The sequence below is a fragment of the Streptomyces sp. RPT161 genome (assembly GCF_027533845.1).
Lineage (GTDB): Bacteria > Actinomycetota > Actinomycetes > Streptomycetales > Streptomycetaceae > Streptantibioticus_A > Streptantibioticus_A silvisoli_A.
The window spans coordinates 1-538 of record NZ_JAPZVN010000103.1; the positions used below are offsets into that span (position 1 = coordinate 1).

The 538-nt window shown below is 69.1% G+C and carries 1 protein-coding gene; it reads left to right on the forward strand.

Annotation, left to right across the window (positions count from 1 at the left end):
* A partial coding sequence (locus O5O46_RS35095; RefSeq protein ID WP_269859741.1) for a polyketide synthase occupies nt 1-538 on the forward strand: 538 nt, incomplete at both ends.

Here is a 538-nt window from a genome sequence, read left to right on the forward strand (position 1 = left end):
CCTGCTACAGGAACCCGAGGGCCTCGAAGGGCACTTGGGCACGGGCAACGCGGCGAGCGTCGTCTCCGGTCGGCTCTCCTACGTCTTCGGCCTTGAAGGCCCGGCGGTGACCGTGGACACGGCGTGCTCGTCGTCGCTGGTCGCGCTGCACTGGGCGATCCAGGCGCTGCGCAACGGCGAGTGCGACCTGGCGCTGGCCGGTGGTGTGACGGTGATGTCCACTCCCGGCACCTTCATCGACTTCAGCCGTCAGCGTGGTTTGGCGGCGGATGGTCGGGTTAAGGCGTTCGCCGCGGGCGCGGATGGTACGGGGTGGGGTGAGGGCGTCGGCATGCTGCTCGTCGAGCGGTTGTCGGATGCCCGGCGCAACGGGCACCCGGTGCTGGCGATCGTGCGTGGTAGTGCGGTGAACCAGGATGGTGCGAGTAACGGTCTTACGGCGCCGAATGGTCCGTCGCAGCAGCGGGTGATCCGGCAGGCGCTGGCCGCCGCTGGGCTGAACGCGTCCGACGTTGACGCTGTTGAGGCGCATGGTACG